This is a genomic window from Sphaerisporangium sp. TRM90804 (assembly GCF_029846175.1).
Taxonomy (GTDB): Bacteria; Actinomycetota; Actinomycetes; order Streptosporangiales; family Streptosporangiaceae; genus Sphaerisporangium.
Genome location: NZ_JARWAC010000026.1, coordinates 150326 through 171288 on the forward strand (window position 1 = coordinate 150326; position 20963 = coordinate 171288).

The following is a 20963-nucleotide window of genomic DNA, read 5'->3' on the forward strand; positions in this document are numbered from 1 at the left end:
CGCGGCCCCTTGCGACCACTCCCCCAGGAGACCACCGTGGCCGACCCGCTCTTCCCCGCCGACTTCGTCTGGGGGGCGGCGACCTCCGCCTACCAGATCGAAGGCGCCACCGCCGAGGACGGGCGCGGCCCGTCGGTGTGGGACACCTTCTGCGCCGTCCCCGGCAACGTCAAGGACGGCGCCACCGGCGACGGGGCCGTCGAGCACTACCACCGCTCCGCCGAGGACCTCGACGTGATGGCGTCGCTCGGGCTGGACGCCTACCGCTTCTCCATCGCCTGGCCGCGCGTCCAGCCCGACGGCGCGGGCCGTCCCGACCAGCGCGGGCTCGACTTCTACCGCCGCCTGGCCGACGGCCTCGGCGAGCGCGGCATCGCCCCGATGGCCACGCTGTTCCACTGGGACCTCCCCCAGCGGCTGCAGGACAAGGGCGGCTGGGAGAACCGCGACACCGCCGAGCGGTTCGCCGACTACGCCGAGATCGTCTTCGACGCCCTGGACATCCGCGACTGGCTGACCGTCAACGAGCCCAAGACCGTCGTGGAGTGCGGCTACCGTTCGGGCGTGCACGCGCCCGGCGTCCAGGACGACGGGCGTGCCTTCGTCGCCCTGCACCACCTGCTGCTCGCCCACGGGCGCGCCTCGCGGGTGCTGCACGACCGGCACCCGGGGCGGCGCATCGGCCCCGCGCTGAACCTTCACCCCGCCTACCCCGCCGACGACGCCCCCGGCACGGCCGAGGCGGTGCGCCACAAGGACGGCCTGGAGAACCGCCTCTACCTCGACCCCGTCTTCCGGGGCGCCTACCCCGAGGACACGCTGGCGTGGATCGCCGAGCGCAGCCCGATGCCGTCCTTCATCCGGGACGGCGACCTGGCGGCGATCAGCGAGCCGATCGACCTGCTGGGCGTGCAGTACTACACCTCCCACTTCGTCGACGCCGCCGGTGAGCGCGTGCTCAAGCACCCGACGGCGCAGCTGGAGTGGCTGGAGATCTTCCCCGGCGGTCTGTACGACCTCCTGGTCCGCCTGAAGCGCGACTACCCCGCCGTGCCGCTCTACGTCACCGAGAACGGCGTCCCCGCCCCCGACGAGGTGGCCCCGGACGGCCGCGTCCACGACACCGCCCGCGTCACCTTCCTGCGCGACCACCTGACCGCCGTGCACGCCGCCCTCTCGGAGGGCGTCCCGGTCGAGGGTTACTTCGTCTGGTCGCTGCTGGACAACTTCGAATGGGCCGAGGGCTACGACCCCCGCTTCGGCATCGTCCACGTCGACTACGAGACCCAGAAGCGCACCCTCAAGGACAGCGCCCTCTGGTACCGCGACGTCGTCGCCACCGGCCGCCTCACCTAGGGCCGGCCGCGCCTGCCGGGGAAAGCCGGCACCACCCCCACGGCAGCCACCCACACCCCCTCGCCCGAGTTCCGCCCGTCGGCGCCGGAGGCGGCGGCAGAGGCACCGCCAGGCTCAGCCCTTGGGCGCCTCCGGGGCGGCGGTGGTCAGGGGGTGGGGAGGCGGTGGGTGAGATCGGATTCCAGGGCGGCGGGGTCGCGGGTGCGGAAGGCGATGTGGCCGTCGGGGCGGATGACGTAGGCGGCGGGGCGCCGGGAGGCGTCGTAGCGCCTGTGGAGGACGCCTCCGGGGTCGGGCAGGACGGGCGTGCCGTCCGCGGGGCCGTCGGTGGTGACGGCCCGGGCGATCAGGCGGGGGCCGTGGCGCTCCTCCAGGCGGCGGGCGCGGGACGGGGTGGCGGCGGCTCCGAACAGGAGCACGGTGTGGTGGGGGCCGCGCAGCACGTCGTACAGGCGGCGATCGCCCGGGAGCGGGGCGTCCCAGGCCCGTGAACCGGGCTCCGGGCCGCCGCTCCAGCGCCCCGACTGCCCGGACAGCGGGCTGCCGGGATACTTGATCTTGAGCTGGGAGATCAGGCCGACGGCCAGGCGCTGGACCGCGGGCCGGTCGAGCAGCTTCGGCAGCACGTTGGGGACGAACCGTGTGCGCACCTGCCTGGCCGTCCAGGAGTCGGCGATCACGACGCCGAAGGCGCGGTCGGTCGTGCGCAGCAGCGCCTCCCCCACCGGCCGCCGCTCGGCGTGGTAGGTGTCGAGCAGCTCCTCGCCCCCCAGGGCCAGCTTCCAGGCCAGGTTGTAGGCGTCCTGGATGCCGGTGTTCATCCCCTGCCCGCCCACCGGGCTGTGGATGTGGGCGGCGTCGCCCGCCAGGAAGGCCCGCCCGGCCCGGTAGCGCGGCACGCCGCGCCGGTGCAGCCGGTAGCGGGACACCCACGCCGTGTCGATCACCTTCGCCGGAACCGGGACCCGCTCGTCGAGCATGCGCTGGAAGTCGGCCATCGTCGGGTCGCCCTCCCCCGCCGGGACGTCGCCGAACACGCGGAAGCGGCGCTTGCCCGGCATCGACCAGGCGGCGAACAGCCCCTCGCCCGGGAAGACGTACAGCTCGCCGTCGGGCAGGTCCCAGTCGAGGCGGGCGTCGGCCATGATGAACTCGCGCTCGTAAGTGACCCCGTCGAACGGGATGCCCGCCGACCGGCGCACGGCGCTGTGCGCCCCGTCGCAGCCGACGATCCAGCGCGCCTCGGCCGGCTCCTCGCGCCCGTCGGCGCGGCGCAGCGTGGCCGTCACCCCCTCGCCGGTCTCCCGGTACGACTCCAGCCCGAGGCCGCGCTCCACGCGCACGCCGAGCCCCTCCAGGTTGGCGGCGAGCAGCGCCTCGGTGCGGTCCTGCGAGAGCATCAGCGGCCGGGGGTAGCGGGTGTCCAGCTCGGGCAGGGCCGACAGGTCGGCGCCGAGGTTCATGTGCGCCGACCTGCCGCCGGAGAAGACCCCGGTGAACCCGTCGACCAGGCGCCCCTCGGCGATCGCCGCGTCGGCGACGCCGAGGTCGTCGAGGATCTCCAGGGTGCGCGACTGGACCACCAGCGCGCGCGACGTCCGCGCCGGCTCGGGAGCCCGGTCGACGATACGCACGTCGAGGCCGTGCCGCCGCAGCTCCCCCGCCATCGTCAGCCCGGTGGGGCCGGCCCCCACCACCAGCACATCAGTTGTCATGCCTCCAGACTAATTCATCATCCGATGAAATAGAAGGGGCCGACATCGGCCGGCCGATCCGCGATCTAGGGTGGGAGGCCGGCGGCGGGAGGCACGCGTGCGGACGTTCTATCCGGAGATCGAGCCCTACGAGACGGGCGTGCTGGACGTCGGAGACGGCCAGCGCCTCTACTGGGAACTGTGCGGCGACCCGCGGGGCAAGCCGGCGGTGTTCCTGCACGGCGGGCCCGGCGGAGGCTGCCTGCCGGCCCACCGGCGGCTGTTCGACCCCGAGGCGTACCGCGTGCTGCTGTTCGACCAGCGCGGGTGCGGCCGGAGCACCCCGCGCGCGGGCGCGGGCGGCGCGAGCCTGTCGGCCAACACCACCTGGCACCTGGTGCGCGACATCGAGCGGCTGCGGGTGGCGTCCGGCGTGGAGCGGTGGACGGTGCTGGGCGGGTCGTGGGGCACCACGCTGGGGCTGGCGTACGCCCAGAGCCACCCAGAGCGGGTCAGCGAGCTGATCCTGCGGGGGGTGTGCATGTTCCGCCCCCGGGAGCTGCGGTGGGTCTACCAGGTCGGCGGCCCCGGGCTGTTCCCCGACGCCTGGGAGGCCCTGGTGGCGCCGATCCCCGAGCACGAGCGCGGCGACCTGGTGGCCGCCTACCACCGCAGGGTGAACGACCCCGACCCCGCGGTGCGCGCCGAGGCGGCCCTCGCCTGGAGCGTCTGGGAGGGCTCGACGGCCGCCCTGCTGCCGAGGCCCGACCTGGTGGCCATGCACGCCCGCGCCGACGTGGCGCTCGGCTTCGCGCGCATCGAGCTGCACTACCTGCGCAACCACGCCTTCCTCGCCGAGGACCAGCTCCTGCGGGACGCGGGCAGGCTGCGCGACGTCCCCGGCGTGATCGTCCAGGGCCGGTACGACATGTGCACGCCGCCCTTCACCGCCTGGGAGCTGCACCGCGCCTGGCCGCGGGCCGACTTCGTGATGGTCGAGGGCGCCGGCCACGCCGGCGACGAGCCCGCGACCCTGCACCACGTCATCGAGGCCACCGACCGCTTCCGGCCCTGACCGAAATCGGTCACGGCCCGTGTCCCCGGTCCTCCCGCGCACGGGCGGGCCGGGCACCGCCCGCGCCCGGCCTCCGGGAAACGTACATGCGGGCCGGGCCGGGCGCCCGGTCCGCGAGGACCGGCAAAACGCGGAATGACCTGCGCGGTCGTCGCGCGGGCGACGGCGGCCCGCGGCGGGCGGGCGAGTGGCCGTGGTTGACGCCCCGACCGGCACCCCTTACCTTGTGGCCGTTAATGGGAGCGCTCCCACTCCCCCACCGGCACGGCGGCCGGATTTTGGCCGCCTGACGGGGACGTGGATGATGGAGGCGCGCCCGCCCTGGCCGCCCGGATCCGGCGTCCGCGCGTCGATGAGAGGACATCTCCCGTGCCACAGCTCGTTGTCCGCGGTGGAGGCTTCCACGCCGAGATAACCAAGGCGGGAGCGGCCCTGCGCGTGCTCAGGCACGGCGACCGCGACCTGGTGACGAGCTGGCCGCAGGACGGCCCCATCCCGTACTACAGCGGCACCCTGCTGGCCCCCTGGCCCAACCGCCTCGCCCGCGGGCGCTACACCTTCGGGGGCCGGTCCCTGTCGGTGCCGATCAACGAGCCCGAGCGCGGCCACGCCCTGCACGGCCTGGTCGCGTTCGCCCCCTGGCAGCTCGCCGAGGAGGGCCCGGGGTTCGCGGGCCTCGCGCACACCGTCGAGCCGTCGCCCGGCTACCCGTTCCGCCTGGCGATGCGGGTGCGCTACACCCTCAACGCCCAGGGGCTCACCACCACGCTCACGGCCGAGAACACCGGCGACGAGCCGGCGCCTTACGGGTGCGGCCCCCACCCGTGGCTGCTCGCCGGCGACGGCCCCAAGGAGGGCTGGCGGCTCGAACTGCCCGCCGGCCGCGTCCTGCTCACCGACGAGGTGCTGCTCCCCCGCGAGCTCACCGACGTCCAGGGCACCCCGTACGACTTCCGCGCCGAGCGCCCGATCGGCGACACCGTCCTGGACGAGGCGTTCACCGGCCTGACCCCGGCCGCGGACGGCGTCACCCGGGTGCGCGTGCTCGGCGCCGAGGGCGGCGTGCAGATCGCGTGGGACGCCTCGGCGATGCCGTGGGTCCAGGTGTGCACGGGCACGGGCTTCGGCCATCCCGGCCTGGCCGTCGAGCCGATGACCTGCCCTCCGGACGCCTTCAACTCCGGCACCGACCTCATCGTGCTCGGTCCAGGCGAGAAGCACGAAGCCGCCTGGACCATCTCCCCCCTCTGAGGACCCGGCGCCGGAAGCACCCGGCCGGGCTGTCAAGGCCCCCACCAGACCCCGACCACCCGTGACCCCGGCCCGGTTCGCCACGGCCCGGCCCGGGCAGTCCCGACGAGCCGAAGCGAAGTGACATGGAGAGCAGGACGAAGCGCCGGCTGCCGGCGGCCCAGATCGACGCGCTGATCGGCGGCACGCTGGGCGCCGGCGTCGTGTCCTCGGAGGAGCTCACCGACGGGTTCGCCAACGCCGTCTGGCGGCTGGTGCTCGACGACGGCCGGCGGGTGGTGCTGAAGGTCGCCCCGCCGCCCGACATCGACCTGCTGCGCTACGAGCGCGACCTGCTGCGCACCGAGGCGCTGGTGTACCACCTGGCCGGCCCCGCCGGGCTGCCGCTCCCCCGACTGCTGCACTCGGGCTTCGACGACCCCGAGCTGGGCGGCGACTACCTGATCATGGCCGAGCTGGACGGCGTCCCGTGGAATCGGGCCGAGTCCCTCGGCGAGGCCGACGACGCGGCGCTGCGGCGCGAGCTGGGCGGGCACCTGGCCGCCCTGCACGCCATCCCCGGCGAGGGCGTCTTCGGCTACCCGATCGCGGGCCTGACCGGCCCGACCTGGCGTGAGGCGTTCATCGTGATGACCGGCGCCCTGCTGGACGACGCCGTGCGCTACGCCATCCCGCTGCCCTGCTCGCAGGTGGAGGTGGCGGGCGCCGTCCACGGCAACGCGCGGGCGCTGGAGGAGGTCACGACACCCTCGCTGGTGCACTTCGACGTGTGGCCCGGCAACGTGTTCCTGTCACTGACCCCCGGGGAGCCGCCGCGCATCCAGGCGCTGATCGACCACGAACGGGCCTTCTGGGGCGACCCGCTGGCCGACTTCATCACCCCGACCCTCTTCGGCGAGCTGAGCGAGGACGATCCGCTCGTGGCGGGCTACCGGGAGGCGGGCGGCACGCTCGTCCTGACGCCCGAGGCGAGGGTGAGGGAGGAGCTCTACCGCATCTACCTGAACCTCATCCTGCTGGTGGAGAACGGGCCGCGGCAGTATCCGGCGAAGTACTACACCCGGATCCGCGACCAGGCGACCGCCGGTCTCACGAAGAGCCTGGCCCTGCTCAGGGGGTGACGGGACCGCGCCCGGCCGAAGCGGACGCGGCGCGCGCAGCGGTGGCCCACCGGCCGGGACAGGCGGCGGCGGACGGGCAGAGCCGCCCAGGGACCAGGTCCCCAGGCGGCCGCGCACGTCCTGCCGCCGGCTCGCGCCGGCGTGTCACACACCGCTGTCACGCCGGGGGTTGCCCGCGACGAGCTGGTCGGTGGCCGGCTGCCGGTCCGCGGCCGGCCTGCCGCCCGCGACGACCGGCTCGGCCGAGGCGGGGGCGGCGGTGCGGTCGGGCACGCCGTCGCCGTCACGGTCGGGCACGTTGGCGTGCTTGCCCGCGGGGGTCTCCGCCGTGGCGGCGCTCTCCTTCTCCAGCTTGCGCTCCAGCCGGCGCTTCTCCTCCTCCAGGCGCGCGACGCGGTCGCGCGTCTCGGCGCGGGCCGCGACGGCCTTCTTCCGGCGGACGCCCGCCCGGCGCATGCCGCCGGTGAGCATCATCAGGCCGATCAGGAAGACCGCGGCGGTGGCCGCCCCGGCGAGGAAGAGCTCCAGGTTGGTGAGCTGGAGCGTACGGTCCAGGACCGTGATCGACGCCGTAACGCCGCCGGTCTCGTCGTTCGCCACCGCGATAAGGCCCGCGCCGGCGAGCACGATCAAAAGCAGGCCCAGCACAATCATGTGACCTCAACTCCACGTCGCCTCGATGCCGGCCCCGGGGAGGGGGCCGACCTCCGACTGCCCAGGAGGGCCCCCCTTATTCCTACTCGGGCCCGTGTGGGTAGGCCGATGGAAGAGGTCCTTTCATCCGGGGGATCCATGCGATAAATTCAACGGGTGATGAATATGTCGAACACATGCGTGATCGCCGGAGGCGGCCCCGCCGGGGCCGTGCTCGCGCTGCTGATGGCCCGCGCCGGCGTCGAGGTCACGCTGCTGGAGAAGCACGACGACTTCCTGCGCGACTTCCGCGGCGACACCCTGCATCCGTCGACGCTCCAGGTGCTGGACGAGCTGGGGCTGGCCGGGGAGCTGCAGGCCCTGCCGCACCGCAAGGCGTACGGCATGCAGATCATGACCGACGACGGCGTCGTGCCGCTGGCCTCGTTCGCCGGGCTGCGGCACAAGTACCCCTACATCGCCTTCGTGCCGCAGTGGGAGTTCCTCGACCTGGTCACCCGTGCCGCGAGCCGGTATCCCAACTTCCGGCTGCTCATGGGCGCCGAGGTGGTGGGGCTGATCCGCGAGGGCGGCGCGGCCCGCGGCGTCCGCTACCGCGACGCGGACGGCGAGCACGAGCTGCGCGCCACGCTCACCGTCGGCGCCGACGGGCGCCACTCCGACGTCCGGCGGGCGGCGGGGCTGACGCCCGTGGAGCGGGGCGCCCCCATGGACGTCGTCTGGTTCCGGGTGCCCGCCCTGCCGGGCGACGGGGAGGAGCCGTTCCTGCGCCTGTCCGCCGGCCGCCTCATGGTCGCGATCCCCCGCGGCACCTACTGGCAGCTCGCCTACGTCATCCCCAAGGACGGCTTCGACCGGCTCCGCGAGGACGGCATCGAGTCGCTGCGCGCGTCCGTCGGCCGACTGCTGCCCTTCCTGGCCGGCCGCATGGAGGAGCTGGCGGGCTTCGATGAGGTCGGCGTGCTGCGCGTCGCGCTGAACCGGGTGCGCCGCTGGCACCGCCCGGGGCTGCTGCTGATCGGCGACGCCGCCCACGCGATGTCCCCGATCTTCGGGGTCGGCATCAACCTGGCCATCCAGGACGCGGTGGCCGCCGCCAACCTGCTCGCCGGGCCCCTGAGCGCCGGGCGGGCGCCCGAGTCGCTGCTGCACCGGGTGCAGCGCCGCCGCGCCCTGCCGACGGTGATCACCCAGTTCGCCCAGCGCGTCGTGCAGGACCGCCTGATCCGCCCGGCGCTCCAGGGCGCGGCCCGCCCCGTGCGCTTCCCGGCCGACCCGTCACGCCTGCTGGTCGTCGGGCCGGTCGTCCGCCGGTTCATCGGCCTGGGGGTGCTTCCCGAGCACGTCCGCTCCCCCGCGACCACCCCGCCGCGCCCGGTCGCCGGCACCCCCGGATGAGAGGCCTTTCTCACTCTGTGGACGGCGACTCGGCCGGGGAGGGGTCGGTGTCATAGCCTCTTAGCGTGAGCGCCGAACCTATCGACCTGGATTCCTGGCGGAGCCTGCCCGCGGCACAGCAGCCCGACTGGCCCGACTCCGCCGCTCTCGGGCGGGTGGTGGCCGAGCTGGGCACCCTGCCGCCGCTGGTGTTCGCCGGCGAGTGCGACGACCTCAAGGCCCGCATGGCCTCCGTGGCGAGGGGCGAGGCCTTCGTCCTGCAGGGCGGCGACTGCGCCGAGACCTTCGCCGGGGCGACCGCCGACAACGTCCGCGACAAGCTGAAGACGCTGTTGCAGATGGCCATCGTGCTCACCTACGCCGGGCGCGTCCCGGTCGTCAAGATCGGCCGGCTGGCGGGGCAGTTCGCCAAGCCGCGTTCGAAGGGCACCGAGGTCCGGGGCGGGGTCGAGCTCCCGGCCTACCGGGGCGACATGGTGAACGGCTTCGACTTCACCCCCGAGTCGCGCACCCCCGACCCCGCGCGGCTGCTGCGGGCCTACCACTCCTCGGCGGTCACGCTCAACCTCGCCCGGGCCTTCACCAAGGGCGGCTACGCCGACCTGCGCCAGGTGCACGCCTGGAACCAGGACTTCGTGGCCGAGTCGCCGGCGGGCCGCCGCTACGAGCAGCTCGCCCGCGAGATCGACCAGGCGCTGGCGTTCATGCACGCCTGCCGCGCCGATCCCGAGGAGTTCCACTCCGTGGAGTTCTACTCCTCGCACGAGGCGCTGATCCTCGACTACGACCGGGCCCTCACGCGCGTAGACTCGCGCACCGGCCTGCCGTACGACGTGTCGGCCCACATGGTGTGGATCGGCGAGCGCACCCGGCAGCTCGACGGCGCCCACGTGGAGTTCTTCAGCCGCATCCGCAACCCCATCGGCGTCAAGCTCGGGCCGACCACCTCCCCCGAGGAGGCCCTCGCGCTGATCGACAAGCTCAACCCGGCCAACGAGGCCGGCCGGCTGACGTTCATCGCGCGCATGGGCGCCACCCGGGTGCGCGACGCGCTGCCCACGCTGGTCGAGAAGGTCAGGGCGAGCGGCGCGCAGGTCGCCTGGATCTGCGACCCCATGCACGGCAACACCTTCGAGGCGCCGAGCGGCCACAAGACCCGCAGGCTCGACGACGTGCTCGACGAGGTGGCGGGCTTCTTCGAGGTGCACCGCGCGCTGGGCACCCACCCGGGCGGCATCCACATCGAGTTCACCGGCGACGACGTCACCGAGTGCGTCGGCGGCGGCCACCCCATCGTCGAGACCGACCTGGCGCTGAGGTACGAGACCGCCTGCGACCCGCGGTTGAACCGTGGACAGTCGCTCGACCTGGCGTTCCGGGTGGCCGAGCTGTACCGCTCGTCCTGACCCCGAGTCGCGGCTCCTCGCCCTGACGCGGGCGCCGTGCCGTCCGTCCTGACCGCGCGGGCCGTCCGGCCGCGAAACGTGCAGGGGCCCTCCCGTCGTACGGGAGGGCCCCTGTCGTCGTTCCGGAACCGGCCGGGCCGTGTCATCGGCACACAGGCTCACGCCTGAAGCCCCGCCCGCGGTCTGCCCGCCGGCGGGGTGGGGTCGCCACCGGGCGCGTCAGGGCCTGCGGCCGTCCTCCGGGCCCTCGGCGCGGCCCGCGTCGATGTCGTCGGAGATCTCCTTGCGTACGGCCTCCATGTCGAGCTCGCGGACCTGGCGGATCAGGTCCTCCAGGGCGGGCTCGGGCAGGGCGCCCGGCTGGGCGAAGACGACGATGCCGTCGCGGATCGCCATGACGGTCGGGATGGAGGTGATGTCGAAGCCCTCGGCGAGCGCCCGCTCGGCCTCGGTGTCGATCTTGCCGAAGGTGATGTCCTCGTGCTTCTGCGAAGCCTTCTCGAAGACCGGCCCGAAGACGCGGCAGGGCCCGCACCAGGAAGCCCAGAAGTCGAGCAGCACAATCCCCTGGTCGGCGATCTCGTTGAAGTTCTTGTCGGTCACCGCGATGGTCGCCACTGGTGGTCCTCGTCTCATTTCTCGTCGGTTCCGGCAGGCATAACCAACGGCCCGGCGCGCTCATTCCTGGTCTCACCGGCCAGGGCGGGCCCTCCGGGTGCCGTCCGGTCACGGGGCGCCACCGGCGGCGGCGTCCCGCACCAGGATCTCAAGCGATCGGAGTCCGCGGGCTCCCGGCGGGACGGAGCCCGGCCGGGGCCGAAGGAGCGGGAACCGGGGCGGGCGCACGGCCGTCGCGCCCGGAGGGGCCCCCGGCGGGCGCGCCCGGACTCGCCGCGGCACGCGGCGACGATTTCCGCCCGATTGTTTGGGTGGCGTTCTGGGGGATTTCCCTGACGGGGAATTCGAGCCCGGGAAGTAGCTTCCTCGGTGTGCGAGCGATTCGCTCCACGATTCGGAAAAGGGCTCACCGGCGGCCCTGGGCGCCATAACGGCGTGCGAAAGCCGATTCATCCGCAGGCGCACTTCCCTTCGGGGTGTGCGATGGAAGGGAAATCCCATGTCACATCTGTCACGCAAGGTCCGGCGCGCTGTGGGCATCCTGGCCGTGCTCGCCGCGTCGACCGCCCCGGTCCTGTCCGCCGCCGTCCCGGCGAACGCGGCGGCCGCGGGGGCGCTGCGCATCACGAAGATCGACTGTATCGAGCGGAGCGACCTGTTCGGCGCCGACAATCCGTACTTCCTTGTGTTCATCGGAAACCCGGGAAATCCCGACCTCGACACCACGGTAGAGGTCGATCCCGGTATCAGCACCGATTCCGGCCACACGTACATCGCGAACACGGTCATCTCGAACTCGGCGCAGGCCGGGGCGCTCACCATCAGCGTGATGCTCGATCAGGACGACGCCAAGGATCTGACGGCACAGGAGATCCAGTGGATTGGTAACAACATGCACAACGCCTGGCAGATCTATTTCTGGAAGTCCAAGAGCGAGAGGATCGCCGGCCTGCGGAGCGTCCTGCGGTCCACCGTCGACTCCTATCTCGTCAACGACGACATCCTGGGCGACAGCTACGCCACCGTGGTGGCGGGCCAGACCGCGGTGATGCCGTTCACCGACGACGGCGGCGACTACAAGGTCTACTACGGTGACGCCCCGGTGAGCTGACGCCCGGCCGGGCCGGTCGGCGCCGATCGCGGCGTGGACCCCCGCGCGACGTGACGAGACCTCCGCGGGCCGGGCGGCCCGCGGAGGTCTCGTCACGTCGTGAGGTCGAGCTCGCGAGCTACTTCAGGTCGAGCCCGAAGAGCACGGGATCGTGGTCGGAGGAGCGGAACGGGCCGGGAGAGTACAGCGACGGCGGGTTGAACTCGGTGTTGTAGTCCAGGAACCGGCCCTCGTCGGCGTTGATGTGCCAGATCGTCGCGTCGGTGACCCGCTTGAGCAGCTTCTTGCCGACCATGGCGTGGTCCAGCTCGCCGGACAGGCCGCCGAAGACGTAGCTGTAACGGTCGTTCCTGGGGACGAACTTCTTGGTGACGCTGGTCAGGCCGCCGGCCTCCAGGGTGTCGATCGGGTCCTCCTCGCCATAGGCGTTGAGGTCGCCGAGCACCACCGGGTTGGAAAGGCCGAGGGTGTCGATCAGGCCGAGGACGGCCTGGGCCTGGCGGACGCGCTCGGGGTTGAAGCAGCTCTGGCCGTCACCCTGGTCGGCCTCGGGCCCGGTGGCGCCGTCACAGCCCTTCGACTTGAAGTGGTTGACGATCATGGTGAAGGCGGTGCCGTCGCCGCCCTTGACCCGCTGGAACGTCTGGATCAGCGGCGGCCTGCGGAACACCGGGTCGGTGGAGGAGCGCGTCGCGCCGACCGGCTTGAGCACGGCGGGCTTGTAGATGAGCGCCACCTGGATGGCGTCGGTGCCGGGCACCGGCGAGACGACGCCCTTGTACGTGCCGGCGCCGACCTCGGCGTTCAGCGCGTCCACGAGGGCGTTCAGCGCCGTGGCGCCGTTGTTCTCGACCTCCATCAGGCCCACCACGTCGGCGTTCAGGCCCTTGAGCGCCGCGACGAGCTTGGGGAGCTGCCGGTCGCGCTCGGCGGCGGTGGTGGCGCCGCGCGAGCCCAGGGTGGTGAACCAGTTGAGGGTGTTGAAGCCGGCCACCTGGACGTCGCCGCCGACCTTCTCGGGCTTGGCGCGGCGCGGCTCGCCGGTCTTCAGCGCGACCTGCTTGGTGGGCTGGATCCGGTAGAGGTCGAAACCGTAGGTCAGCACGCCGGTCAGGCCGGTGACGCCGTCACCCACCCGCACGGTGGTGGACCCGGCCGTGCGGTACGGCAGGACCGGCGGGTTCTGCACGCTGGAGGCGTCGTCGAGCAGGATCTGGCGGCGCTGGTTCAGGGCCGGGTCGACGTTCTGGCGGTCGGTGGGCTGGAAGAGCCGGCCCTCCGACGACAGGGTGAGCTCGCCGAAGCGCGCCAGGTTGTAGACCTCCGAGACGGTCAGCTGCTCGGGGAAGGTGACCAGGACGCCCTCCAGCGGCTCGTAGCTCGCGCCGGAGGCGATCGGCAGCTTCACCGTCCTGGGCTTGATCGTGCCGGTCCCGCACACCTCCACGGAGGTCACCGAGGCCAGCTCGGTGAGGCCGTTGAACTCCGTGACGGTGCCGTCGACGCGCACCTTGTCGCCGGTCTCGACGGGCGTGCTCGAGAAGACGAAGACCGCGTCGGAGGTGGCCGGGTCGGCGTCGGGGGTCGGGTCCTGGACGTAGAAGCCGCTGAGGCCGCCGGCGGCCTGGAAGTCGCCGGTCACGACGCCTTCGACGCGCACGGCGGTGCCGGCCAGGGGGCTGGCCGCGCCGCTTCCCTGCACCTGGGCGATCTGGTGGGTCGCCGCGGCCTCACACGGCTCCGCCGTGGGCGTGGGCGTCGGGGTGGGCGTCGGCGTCACGGTCGGGGTCACGGTCGGGGTGGCCGTGGGGGTGGGGGTGCCGTCGCAGGGCGCGGCGGGGGTGGCGGAGTTGCGCGGCGCGGGCGCGCCCGCGGAGAAGTCCGCGGCGTTGGCGTCGGTGTCCGCGCATCCGCCGCCGGCCCGCAGCGCCGAGGTGGTGTTGGTGAGGGCGGGCGCCGCGGCGCCCTCGGAGAAGTTCGCGGCGCCGTAGCCGACCAGATCGGCCACGAGCGCGAGCTGCTCGGGCGTGCAGGCCGTCGATCCGCCGTTGCAGGCGAGACCGTCGGCCGACTCGACCAGGGCCACCTTGCCCGCGGTGGCGCTGAGGGCCAGGGCGCCCGTGGTGTCGGGCGCCGGCAGCGGCTCGCTCGGCGTCGTCCCGGCCCCGAGCTGCACCAGGTGGTACCGGCCGGGCGCGAGCGTGCCGGACAGGTCGACCTTGTTCGCGGCGAAGTGCCCGGTGCCGCTCGCGCTGGCGTACTGGACGGACCAGCCGGCCAGGGAGACCTCCGAGCCGCTGCGGTTGAACAGCTCGACGAAGTCGTTGGTGAACGGGGCGCCGGAGTTGCCTCCGCCCCCGTAGACCTGGCTGATCACGACGGTCCCGGGGGCGGCCGAGGCCGGGGACGAGGAGACGGCGGCGCCGGCGACGGCCACGCCGACGGCGACTAGGGCGGCGAACGCCCGGGATAGAGCACGCATGACCGGGAGCGTAAGCGTCCGAAAGTTTTATATCTCGTACTAGAACTAGATAGAAGGTGAATTAAGGCAACCTTGACGGTTCGTGTCGATTAGCGACAGGACGGCTTGGCACCCTATGACCTAGCGAGACGCGGAAACCCGGCACCCGTTGCGACAGTCTGTCACCATTCCGTCACGATTTAGCGTCTCGTTGGCTGATAATGGGTATTCCTTTGCCATGGCCTCCTCGGCGAACCCCCCGCCCTTGGACGTCGGCTGGCGCACCTGCGGCGCCTCGCCCGCGTGCCCGGGCGTCGCGCACGACCCGCACGGGCGCTGCATGGCGCACCTGACGGCGGCCGAGCTGGAACAGGTCCTCGGCGGCCTGGCCCCCGGGCGGGGCGTCGACCTGCGCGGCACGACCGTCGGGGCGGAGCTGCTCGCCCGTGTCCTGGACGCTACCGGGCGCCGGCCGGGCCGGGCGAGGTTCGACCACGCCGTCTTCACCGGCGAGGCCCGGTTCGGCGAGGCGGTCTTCGCCGGGGACGCGACCTTCGACCACGCCCGGTTCGACCGCCTGGCCTCGTTCTTCGGCGCCGAGTTCGCGCGCAACGCCTCCTTCCGCGGGGCCCGGTTCTGCCGCGAGCTGTCCCTGCACGGCGCGCGCGTGCTGGGGCACGGCGCCTTCGACCACACGCACATGGGCGGCGACGCGCTCTTCGGCGAGGCGCGGTTCGGCAGGGACGCGTCGTTCCACGCGGCCCGCTTCCACGGGTTCACCGCCTTCGACCGCGCCGTGTTCGGCGGCGACGCGGGCTTTCGCGGCGCGTGCTTCCACCGGACGGTCTCCTACCGCGGGACGGCGTTCGCCGGGGCCGCGGGGTTCGAGGGGGCGCGCTTCCACGGCCCCGCGTTCCTCACCCAGGTGCGGGGCGGCCGGAGCCTCACGCTGTCGGGCGTGCGCGCCTCGGCCCCGCTGGAGCTGGAGGCGTCGGGCTGCCCCGTCGACCTGGGCGGGGCCCGGATCACCGGCCGGTTCACCGCGCGCCTGGCCGTGACCTTCCCGGCCGTGCACGGGCCGGTGGCCGGCGCGGGCTGCCCCCTCGGCCGTCCACGAGGCGGAGGCCGGCGCGGGCTGACCCCTCCCGGCCGTCGCGCCCGTGGCGCCCGCGCGGGTGAGCCGCCTGCCACCTGGAACGGCCTGGGTTCGGCTCTGCCGGGCGCGCCGGGCGATGCGGAGGGGGCCTTCCAGGGTCGGCTCAGGGTTCCCCCGGATTCCGGACCGCCCTGGGCCGCAGCGACAATGGACGCGGCCCTCCACCACGGGCGGGCGGCGGGCGTGAACTGGGGAGCGCATGGGTGTCATCGACGACTACGTGAGCACGCTCGCCCATGCGCTCCACGGCCCCGCCAGGGTCCGGCGCGACATGCTCGCCGAGGCCCGCGACAGCCTGTCGGACGCCGCCGAGGCCCACCTCGCCGAGGGGCTGGAGCCCGCGGCGGCCGAGCGCCGGGCGGTCGCGGAGTTCGGGACGGTCGGCGAGATCGCCCCGGGCTACCAGGAGGAGCTCACCGTCCAGCAGGGCCGCAGGACGGCCGCCACCGTGTTCATCGCCGTGCCGCTGATGACGGCCATGTGGAGCGTGATCTGGTGGGTCTTCCCCGACGCCCCGCCGGGGACCATGGACACCAGCCCCGGGTGGTTCGGCCCGCTCTCGCGCTTCCTCGACTGGTTCCAGCTCGCCATGGGCGTCTTCGGCGCCCTCGCCCTGGTCGCCCTGGGCGGCCGCGCGCGGCGCGTCGTCCGGCGCCCCGAGCTGGTGACGCGGGTGCTCGGCATCGCGTTGTGGATCCAGATGCCGATGGTCGTGGGCATGTCGATCATGCTGACCGCCCAGGGCGCCTGGAACCTGTCCGGCTTCGAGCACTACCCGCCCGGCACCGTGGCGACCATCCTCAGCTACCTGATCGCGGCCTGGCTGCTGTACAACGCCACGCGCTGCCTCACCGTCTGCCGCCGCGTCTCCTCCCCCGCGCCGCCGGCCCGCGCCTCCTTTCACGACCTGACCGTCTGACCCGGGGCCTCACCGGGACGCACCGGCCCCCGGGGCGCTGACGAACGCGCCGCTGGAGCCGCCCTCTCCCGGCGAGACGTCACGGGGAGGCGGCCGGGCGCCGTTCAGGCGTCGTGCTGGGGCCGGGGGGACAGAACGGCGCCGATGGCGGAGGTGAACTCCTGCCAGGCCGAGCGTTCCCCGGCCAGGGCGGCGCGCCCCGACGCGGTGAGGCGGTAGGTGCGGCGCTTGCGGCCGCCGACCGTCGCCCACGCGCTCGTGAGGTGACCGACCCGCTCCAACCGGCGCAGGGCGGGATAGACGGTTCCGGTCGGCACGCTGAGGGCGCCGCCGCTGCGCTGCTGCAGCGCCTCGATGATCGCGTACCCGTGCAGGGGCTCGTGCTCCAGGACGGAGAGCAGCAACGCGTCCATGTGTCCGCGCAGAGCGTCGGTGTTCACCGTTGCAGCCTATCCAGATTCCACATGTCGCCAGTCTACATGTAGGCTCTCTATATGTAGGCAGGCATGACAAGTGTGAAAGAGGAGCCATGGACGTGCTCGACCTGGCCCGGCTTCAGTTCGCGGTGACGGGAAGCCTGCACTTCCTGTTCGTGGTGCTGACCCTGGGCCTGGCCCCCCTCGTGGCGATCATGCAGACGCGGCACCTGATCAGCGGCAAGCCGGTGTTCGAGCGGATGACGCGCTTCTGGGGGCAGATCTATGTCATCAACTACGCGCTCGGGATCTTCACCGGCCTGGTCATGGAGTTCCAGTTCGGGCTGAGCTGGAGCGGGCTGACGCACTTCGCCGGCGACGTGTTCGGCGCGCCGCTCGCCCTGGAGACGCTCGGCGCGTTCTTCCTGGAGTCCACCTTCCTCGGCCTGTGGATCTTCGGCTGGAACCGGCTGCCCCCCAGGCTCCACCTGGCGTGCATCTGGCTGGTGACGCTCACCGCGTACGCCAGCGCGTACTGGATCATGGTGGCCAACTCGTTCCTCCAGCACCCGGCCGGCGCCGCGCGGCAGGGCGACCACCTGGCGCTCACCGACTTCGGCGCCCTGCTGCTCAACCCCAGCCTCGTGATGGCGGTCCCGCACGTCATCGGGGCCGCGCTGTTCACCGGCAGCTTCGTGATGATCGGCGCCAGCGCCTGGCACCTGTTCCGGCGCACCCCCGAGCAGGAGTTCTTCCGCCGGTCGCTGCGCACCGGCGTGGTCTGGGGGGCCGTCGGCACCACGCTCACCGTCGGCTTCGGGTACGCCCAGTTCGGCGTCGTCGGCCCCATCCAGCCGGAGAAATTCGACGATCCCCTGGCCGGGGGCGCGCTCGGCTTCATGATCCTGATCGGCCAGCTACTCCAGCTCGTGACGGTGTTCGCGCTGCTGCCGCTGCTCTTCCGCGACCTGCTGGCCCGCTTCCGGTGGCTGCACCCCGTGCTGATGATCATGACGCCGCTGCCGTTCGTGGCGGCCATCCTCGGATGGCTGGCGCGCGAGGTCGGGCGCCAGCCGTGGCTGGTGTACGGCGAGCTGAGCGTGGCCGACGCCATGTCCCCCGGCCTGACGCCTGGCATGATCACGTTCTCCTTCGTCGCGTTCGTCGGCGTGCTCGGCATGCTCGCGGTCGTCGACTACCTGCTCATCGCCCGTGCGGTGCGGCGCGGCCCCGGCCAGGTGGCCCTCGGCGCACGCGGTGACGCCGACCACGCCCCCGCCCCCGCGCTCGCGCTCTGACGACCCCGCAAGGAGCTCCCCTCATGGAGATCATCTGGCTCGCGGTGTTCGCCGCGCTGCTGATCGGCTACTTCGCCCTGGAAGGGTTCGACATCGGGGTGGGCATGCTGCTCCCGGTGCTGAGCCGCGCCAGTGAACGCGCCGGCGAGCCCGGCACGCCCCAGGCGCACCGCGACCGCCTGGTCGCGGCCGTCGCGCCCTTCGTCCTTGCCAACGAGGTGTGGCTGGTGGCCGTCGCCGGCGCGCTGATCGGCGTCTACCCCTCGCTGGAGGGCGAGGTGCTGCACGGCCTCTACCCGGTGGTGGTCGCGCTGCTGGTGTCCTGGGTCATGCGCGACGCGGGCCTGTGGTTCCGGCGCAGGCTGGACGGCGCCCGGTGGCGGGCCTTCTGGGACGCGGCGCTGTGCGCGGCGTCCTGGGGCCTCGCCCTGACCTGGGGCGTGGCGCTGGCGTCGGTGGTGCGAGGGCTGCCCGCCAACCCCTTCGACGCGCTCGGCCTGCTGTACGGGGCGGTGGTCGCGGCGGCGCTGGCCGTGCACGGCCGTGCCTTCGCCGCCTGGCGGCTGTCGGGCGCCGACGAGCCCGGCACCGGGCGCCGCCTGGCGCTGACGGCCGCGCTGGCCGCCCTGCCGGTCGCCGTCCCGCTGGCCGTAGTCGCGCCGACACTGCTCGACCACAGCGCGTCACCCGCGGCGCTGAATGTGCTCAGTATCATGGCGCTTCCCGTCCTCCCCATCGTCCTCGCGGCGCAAGTATGGGTATGGAGGACCTTCGGCCCCGCCCGGGACCCGAAGACCGCCGCCCGCCTGCCGTCCTTCTTCTGACCATCGGCGGGCCTCCCGCCCCGGCCGGGGTCGGGAGCCCGCCTGCGACCTGCCGTCCTTCACTCCGGCCCCGGCGGGACCGGAGCCACCGTCCGCCTCTTCGAGGACTTCGGGGAACGATGCACAAGGATCTCCTGCGCTTGGCGCGGGCCGAACGCACGGTCCGCGGCCACCTGCTGGTCTGCGTCACCGCGGCCGTGCTCGCAGGGCTGCTGGTGCTGGTGCAGGCGGAGCTGCTCGCCGGGGTGCTGTCCGGCGCCTTCGCCACCGCGGCGCTGCTCCCGCTGGCCGCGGTGGTCGCGGCCCGGGCGCTGCTGGGCCTGCTGCAGGGCGTCGCCGCCGGGCGCACGGCCGGCGCGCTGAAGTCGGCGCTGCGGGGCCTGCTGCTCGGGCGGCTGCGCGACCTCGGGCCCGCCCGGTTGAGCGCGCACCGGTCGGGCGAGCTGGTGACGCTGGCGGGCCGGGGCCTGGACGCGCTCGACCCGTACGTGACCGGCTACCTGCCCGCCGTCGCCGTGGCCGCCGTGGTGCCGTTCGCGGTGCTGGTGCGGCTGTTCACGGCCGACCTCGCCACCGCCGTGATCGTGCTGCTGACGCTCCCGCTGATCCCGGTGTTCGGCGCCCTGGTGGGCTGGCAGACCAAGGCCGTCACCGAGCGGCAGTGGCGGGCCCTGTCGCTGCTCGGCGGCCACTTCCTCGACGTCGTCCGCGGCCTGCCGACGCTCCGGGCCTTCGGCCGCGCGCGCCACCAGGCCGAGGTGATCCACCAGGTCGCCGGCGCGCACCGCGCCGCCACCATGCGCACGCTGCGGGTCGCGTTCCTGTCGTCCCTGGTCCTGGAGCTGGTCGCCTCCCTGTCCCTGGCCCTCGTCGCCGTCCCCGTGGGCCTGCGCCTCCTCTCGGGCTCCCTGGACCTGCACACCGCCCTGCTCGTCCTGCTCCTGGCCCCCGAGGCGTACATCCCCCTGCGCGCCATGGGCGCCCGGTTCCACGCCGCCATGGAAGGCGTGGCCGCCGCCGACCAGACCTTCACCGTCCTGCGCCCCGACCCCGAGACCACCGACCCGGACGCCCTCCAGCCCGGCGCTCCCACCCTCCAGCCCGTCGCCCCCGCCCTCCTGTCCAGCGTCCCGGCCGCCAAGCCCGGCGTCCCCGCCCTCCAACCCAGCGCTCCCCCCCTGTCCGCGGCGAGCACCGGGCCCCGGCTTCCGGCCGGCGACGGAGCCCCGGACGGCGACGCCCCTTCCTCCGCACCCGACGCCGCCTCTCGGCCCCCGACCCGAAAGGGCCGCCTCGCCCGGACCCCCTCGGCGGCCCGCCAGATCCCGGCCGACGGCGGCACGCCGCCCCCCGCGCTCGCCGTCGCCCGGTTCGTGACCGGCGGCGACGCGGGCGGCGGGGACGCCGTCCGTTCTCCCGGCGTGCCGGAGATCCGGCTGGAGGAGGTGACGGTGCGCTATCCCGGCAGGCGGGACGCCGCGCTCGACGGCGTCTCGCTGGTGATCGCGCCCGGGGAGCGGGTCGCGCTGGTGGGCGAGAGCGGCGCGGGCAAGAGCACCCTGCTGCACCTGCTGCTCGGTTTCGTCACCCCGGCGCGCGGCCGGGTGCTGGCCGGCGGCGTCGACCTGGCCGACCTGGACCTCGACGCGTGGCGGCGGCGGCTCGCGTTCGTCCCGCAGCGGCCGCACCTGTTCGCCGCCTCGGTCGCCGAGAACATCCGCCTCGGCTCCCCCGCCTCCCCGGCGCAGGTCGCGGCCGCCGCCGCGTCGGCGCACGCCGCCGAGTTCGTCGAGGCCCTCCCCGAGGGCTACGACACCGCCATCGGGGAACGCGGCGCCAACCTGTCGGCGGGCCAGCGCCAGCGCATCGCGCTCGCCCGGGCCTTCTGCCGTCCCGGCGCCGAGGTCCTGCTGCTCGACGAGCCCACCGCCCGCCTGGACGGCCGCAGCGAGGCCGCCGTCATCGAGGCCACCCGCGCGCTGGCCCACGACCGGACCGCCATCGTCGTCGCCCACCGCCCCGCCATGATCGACCTCGCCGACCGCGTCATCCGCCTGGAGGCCGGCCGCGTCACCGCCGAAACCCGCCCCACCACGGGGGCCACCCGATGAACCACCTCCGAGCGGACACCGAGGGCGGTCGCGAGCCCGCACCCCGTCCGACCCCGCCGCCTGCCGCCGCCGGGAGGGGCACGATGATCGGCCT

Annotated in this window: 17 protein-coding genes; 11 read left to right on the forward strand and 6 right to left on the reverse strand. The window is 73.7% G+C overall.

Going from position 1 to position 20963, the window contains the following annotated elements; all coding sequences use genetic code 11:
- The first annotated feature begins 36 nt into the window (after positions 1–36).
- A complete protein-coding gene (locus PYR91_RS29420; RefSeq protein WP_279785004.1) occupies positions 37–1356 on the forward strand; it encodes a GH1 family beta-glucosidase in 1320 nt (439 codons plus the stop codon).
- Between the two features lie 146 nt (positions 1357–1502).
- Here the strand turns inward: PYR91_RS29420 and PYR91_RS29425 are convergent, their stop codons facing one another.
- Positions 1503–3071: an FAD-dependent monooxygenase gene (locus PYR91_RS29425; protein ID WP_279785006.1), complete on the reverse strand. Its 1569-nt coding sequence runs from the start codon at positions 3069–3071 to the stop codon at positions 1503–1505.
- 97 nt (positions 3072–3168) lie between these two features.
- On the opposite strand from PYR91_RS29425, the gene pip reads away from it, so the two are divergent.
- From pip to PYR91_RS29440, 3 genes are all read left to right on the forward strand, one after another.
- A complete protein-coding gene (gene pip, locus PYR91_RS29430; RefSeq protein WP_279785008.1) occupies positions 3169–4125 on the forward strand; it encodes a prolyl aminopeptidase in 957 nt (318 codons plus the stop codon).
- Between the two features lie 369 nt (positions 4126–4494).
- The gene (locus PYR91_RS29435; protein WP_279785011.1) at positions 4495–5376 is read left to right on the forward strand and encodes an aldose 1-epimerase family protein; all 882 of its coding nucleotides are present in this window, start codon (positions 4495–4497) and stop codon (positions 5374–5376) included.
- Between the two features lie 125 nt (positions 5377–5501).
- Positions 5502–6497: a phosphotransferase gene (locus tag PYR91_RS29440; protein ID WP_279785013.1), complete on the forward strand. Its 996-nt coding sequence runs from the start codon at positions 5502–5504 to the stop codon at positions 6495–6497.
- A gap of 144 nt (positions 6498–6641) precedes the next feature.
- Here PYR91_RS29440 and PYR91_RS29445 read toward each other — a convergent pair whose 3' ends face one another.
- A complete protein-coding gene (locus PYR91_RS29445) occupies positions 6642–7151 on the reverse strand; it encodes a hypothetical protein (protein WP_279785016.1) in 510 nt (169 codons plus the stop codon).
- A gap of 165 nt (positions 7152–7316) precedes the next feature.
- Between PYR91_RS29445 and PYR91_RS29450 the strand changes: the two genes are divergently transcribed.
- Positions 7317–8549 (forward strand): FAD-dependent oxidoreductase, encoded by a 1233-nt coding sequence (locus PYR91_RS29450; protein WP_279785018.1) that lies wholly within the window; start codon positions 7317–7319, stop codon positions 8547–8549.
- A gap of 65 nt (positions 8550–8614) precedes the next feature.
- Complete coding sequence (locus PYR91_RS29455; RefSeq protein ID WP_279785020.1) at positions 8615–9955, forward strand: 3-deoxy-7-phosphoheptulonate synthase class II; 1341 nt, start codon at positions 8615–8617, stop codon at positions 9953–9955.
- 219 nt (positions 9956–10174) lie between these two features.
- On the opposite strand, the gene trxA is transcribed toward PYR91_RS29455, so the two are convergent.
- Entirely contained in the window at positions 10175–10591 is a 417-nt protein-coding gene (gene trxA / locus PYR91_RS29460) for a thioredoxin (RefSeq protein ID WP_347943639.1), read from the reverse strand.
- Positions 10592–11105: 514 nt separating this feature from the next.
- Here trxA and PYR91_RS29465 point away from each other — a divergent pair.
- Complete coding sequence (locus PYR91_RS29465; RefSeq protein WP_279785024.1) at positions 11106–11684, forward strand: hypothetical protein; 579 nt, start codon at positions 11106–11108, stop codon at positions 11682–11684.
- Between the two features lie 118 nt (positions 11685–11802).
- Here PYR91_RS29465 and PYR91_RS29470 read toward each other — a convergent pair whose 3' ends face one another.
- Positions 11803–14166, reverse strand: a complete 2364-nt coding sequence (locus PYR91_RS29470) for an ExeM/NucH family extracellular endonuclease (RefSeq protein ID WP_279785026.1) — start codon at positions 14164–14166, stop codon at positions 11803–11805.
- A gap of 172 nt (positions 14167–14338) precedes the next feature.
- Positions 14339–14983 (reverse strand): hypothetical protein, encoded by a 645-nt coding sequence (locus tag PYR91_RS29475; protein WP_279785028.1) that lies wholly within the window; start codon positions 14981–14983, stop codon positions 14339–14341.
- A 517-nt stretch (positions 14984–15500) separates the two neighbouring features.
- Here PYR91_RS29475 and PYR91_RS29480 point away from each other — a divergent pair.
- A complete protein-coding gene (locus PYR91_RS29480) occupies positions 15501–16220 on the forward strand; it encodes a permease prefix domain 1-containing protein (RefSeq protein WP_279785030.1) in 720 nt (239 codons plus the stop codon).
- A 104-nt stretch (positions 16221–16324) separates the two neighbouring features.
- Here PYR91_RS29480 and PYR91_RS29485 read toward each other — a convergent pair whose 3' ends face one another.
- Positions 16325–16660, reverse strand: coding sequence for a helix-turn-helix transcriptional regulator (locus tag PYR91_RS29485; RefSeq protein WP_279785032.1), 336 nt, complete (start codon positions 16658–16660; stop codon positions 16325–16327).
- Positions 16661–16749: 89 nt separating this feature from the next.
- Between PYR91_RS29485 and PYR91_RS29490 the strand changes: the two genes are divergently transcribed.
- From PYR91_RS29490 to PYR91_RS29500, 3 genes are all read left to right on the forward strand, one after another.
- The gene (locus tag PYR91_RS29490) at positions 16750–17934 is read left to right on the forward strand and encodes a cytochrome ubiquinol oxidase subunit I (RefSeq protein WP_279785035.1); all 1185 of its coding nucleotides are present in this window, start codon (positions 16750–16752) and stop codon (positions 17932–17934) included.
- A 23-nt stretch (positions 17935–17957) separates the two neighbouring features.
- Complete coding sequence (locus PYR91_RS29495; RefSeq protein WP_279785037.1) at positions 17958–18758, forward strand: cytochrome d ubiquinol oxidase subunit II; 801 nt, start codon at positions 17958–17960, stop codon at positions 18756–18758.
- Positions 18759–18877: 119 nt separating this feature from the next.
- Positions 18878–20869 carry an ATP-binding cassette domain-containing protein gene (locus tag PYR91_RS29500; RefSeq protein ID WP_279785039.1) on the forward strand — a complete coding sequence of 664 codons (1992 nt, stop codon included), beginning with the start codon at positions 18878–18880 and terminating at the stop codon, positions 20867–20869.
- The last annotated feature ends 94 nt before the right edge of the window (positions 20870–20963 follow it).

What these genes read in the sequence shown, in the direction of transcription:
- PYR91_RS29495 (WP_279785037.1), top strand. Translation starts at nt 17,958, where the DNA reads ATGGAGATCATCTGGCTCGCGGTGTTCGCCGCGCTGCTGATCGGCTAC.
- PYR91_RS29480 (WP_279785030.1), top strand. Translation starts at nt 15,501, where the DNA reads ATGGGTGTCATCGACGACTACGTGAGCACGCTCGCCCATGCGCTCCAC.
- PYR91_RS29470 (WP_279785026.1), bottom strand. Translation starts at nt 14,166, where the DNA reads ATGCGTGCTCTATCCCGGGCGTTCGCCGCCCTAGTCGCCGTCGGCGTG.
- PYR91_RS29425 (WP_279785006.1), bottom strand. Translation starts at nt 3,071, where the DNA reads ATGACAACTGATGTGCTGGTGGTGGGGGCCGGCCCCACCGGGCTGACG.
- PYR91_RS29490 (WP_279785035.1), top strand. Translation starts at nt 16,750, where the DNA reads ATGGACGTGCTCGACCTGGCCCGGCTTCAGTTCGCGGTGACGGGAAGC.
- PYR91_RS29445 (WP_279785016.1), bottom strand. Translation starts at nt 7,151, where the DNA reads ATGATTGTGCTGGGCCTGCTTTTGATCGTGCTCGCCGGCGCGGGCCTT.
- PYR91_RS29440 (WP_279785013.1), top strand. Translation starts at nt 5,502, where the DNA reads ATGGAGAGCAGGACGAAGCGCCGGCTGCCGGCGGCCCAGATCGACGCG.
- PYR91_RS29450 (WP_279785018.1), top strand. Translation starts at nt 7,317, where the DNA reads ATGTCGAACACATGCGTGATCGCCGGAGGCGGCCCCGCCGGGGCCGTG.
- PYR91_RS29500 (WP_279785039.1), top strand. Translation starts at nt 18,878, where the DNA reads ATGCACAAGGATCTCCTGCGCTTGGCGCGGGCCGAACGCACGGTCCGC.
- trxA (WP_347943639.1), bottom strand. Translation starts at nt 10,591, where the DNA reads ATGAGACGAGGACCACCAGTGGCGACCATCGCGGTGACCGACAAGAAC.